Source organism: Escherichia sp. E1130, assembly GCF_005781065.1.
Taxonomy (GTDB): Bacteria; Pseudomonadota; Gammaproteobacteria; order Enterobacterales; family Enterobacteriaceae; genus Escherichia.
This window is the reverse complement of sequence record NZ_VATL01000065.1, coordinates 1-2189: the sequence shown is the minus strand read 5'-3', so window position 1 is coordinate 2189 and position 2189 is coordinate 1. Positions and strand designations below refer to the sequence as shown.

The 2189-nt window shown below is 40.7% G+C and carries 1 protein-coding gene; it reads right to left on the bottom strand.

Features of this window, described 5'->3' with window-relative positions; translation table 11 throughout:
- A partial coding sequence (locus FEK66_RS25415) for an autotransporter outer membrane beta-barrel domain-containing protein (protein ID WP_240783254.1) occupies positions 1 to 1387 on the bottom strand: 1387 nt, incomplete at its 3' end.
- Positions 1388 to 2189 lie beyond the last annotated feature (802 nt).

Below are 2189 nucleotides of genomic sequence, written 5' to 3'. Positions count from 1 at the left end.
TTTTTATTCCTTCCAGAGTATCCGCGCCCAGACCGCCCGCATTGTTGACCATGACGCGGGTACTACCGAAAGTATCCCCTTTTATGATGAGTTTATCCGTTACGGAATTATCATCGCCTAATACAGTATGCATGACTAACAGGCCATCATTGGCAGCATAGTTGCCGTTAATGGTCAGTGTGGTCGGCGTGAACTCGTGACCCTGTTCATACGAAGACAACGTTGTTGTTCCAGCCAGCGTCAGCGTTTTTAACGCTTGCGAATAACCGTTTAAATCGAGATGCCCATCGCTGTCGACAATATAATCGGAGTTGGGGCTGAAGGTATTTTCTTTACCTGCGCGTAGACTGCCTTTGGTTATATTGGTATCACCAGCATAGCTATTGGAACCAGATAATGTTGTTGTTCCTGAGCCAACTTGATTAATCTGGCCGTTCCCCTGAATATCCGAGGCCAGCAGAAAATCGGTACTGGAGTGATTAAAGTTTACTATCGAAGAGGAAGAAGCATCTGCAGCCCCCAAATGAATAAATGGCGTAGTAATCGAACCAGCAGGCTGTTCAGCCTCACCTTGCGCACCACCAATATTTAAAACGCCTGTGGCGCCAGGTGCGAGAGTAACCCAAATAAACGAATTGGCATTGATTGTTGCACCATTATTAACGGTAAGGATACCGGTAGTATTAAAAGCAACATCTGGGCTGAATCCACCAAGATAAACATATTCAGCATTCAATGTTGAATTTTTACCATCAACCAGAACCTCGCCATAACTATTACGATTTTTTGATGCACTATTGCCTGGATAAGCATATCCAATAGCTACCTGAGCTGAGGTAGTGAGTGTACCGCCATTCGTAATACGTAAATTGCCGATTCCCTGATCGCCAACAATAGCAATGTTAGAGGAAACCGATGAGTCTTCCCCATCAATAACCATCAACCCTTTGGCATCACCATAATACTCACCAATCCTTAGTTCCTGCAGGCCACTTATCTTACTGCCTTCTAACACGTATACTGTGCCGGAACCTTCATTTGTGCCCAAATACAATTTTGATGTAGGAGTATCAAACTGCCAGTTGGTATGGTTGGATAAAGTGAGGGAACCTTCAGAGTTATTACCTACGGTAGCATTAGCAGTAATAAGTGAAAGATTATCAATGAGTAATGAGCCATTAGAGTTTTGACCTACATTCAAAGAAGTAAAATGATTCCATCCGGGATCGTAACCTTCAGCGGCAATAACTTTTGCCTCTTCGCCATTATTAATGGTAACAACGCTATTTGCATCTGTGGGTGGGGTTACAGCCAGGGATACGGGTGTAAATAATACCGTTGAAATGGCTATCGCCCGTGTCGATAAGCTTTTTTTTGCTGATTTCATATCACTCACTTTCATCCTTAAATTTAAATGGCGAGATGTTTCTTATTGCACTATTTTTCTTCCTGAAGCCTTGTAAGGCGTAAACATGCAAGTTGCTAAATAAGAATATCTGTAATATTAGATGCAATAAATTTATTAAAGTGTTAGTTGTTCATTGTATTGATTGGTTTTAGTGGTTTGTACGTGGAGTTAATGTGGTTTTTTTATGTCGTTTAGAAAAAACACATCTAATAATCCTAAGCTTTATGTAAGTGAAATAAAGAAAAGGTATGGAAATTACATGAATAGATGGTTAGTGGCTTTTTTGTTCAGAAAAGTAATGCGGTTTGTGTGAATTTTATATTGGATTTTAGCGGAGGCAGGAATATGAGATTTTTATGAAAATTAATTTAAGGAACACCAGCGATAATTGTCATGAGCGTTATTAAACAACAGGAGAGATGTGGCTATTGTTGAGAAAAATACAAATATAATCCCTTTTTCTGTAGATTTTTCCTGAACGCTGAACCACTTATTAATCAACCCTGATGATGACTGTTATCTTCAGGGTATTGCCCTAATCACACATCATGGCCGGGTACGACGGTAGCGTAAGAGAGGCCGGATATACGAATGCAACTAACTTCCGTTACACAGATGAAAAATAACTTGCACAACGGGAGGGGCTATATATGGCGTGCAAAGGAGCCATAGTGATTTCACTCATAAATAAGCTGAATTAACTTCATCATATTTATAGCTGAATGCGAGCGCGATCATAAAGACCAGGGTTCGAAAAAGAGTGCCACCTGTACGTGACAGG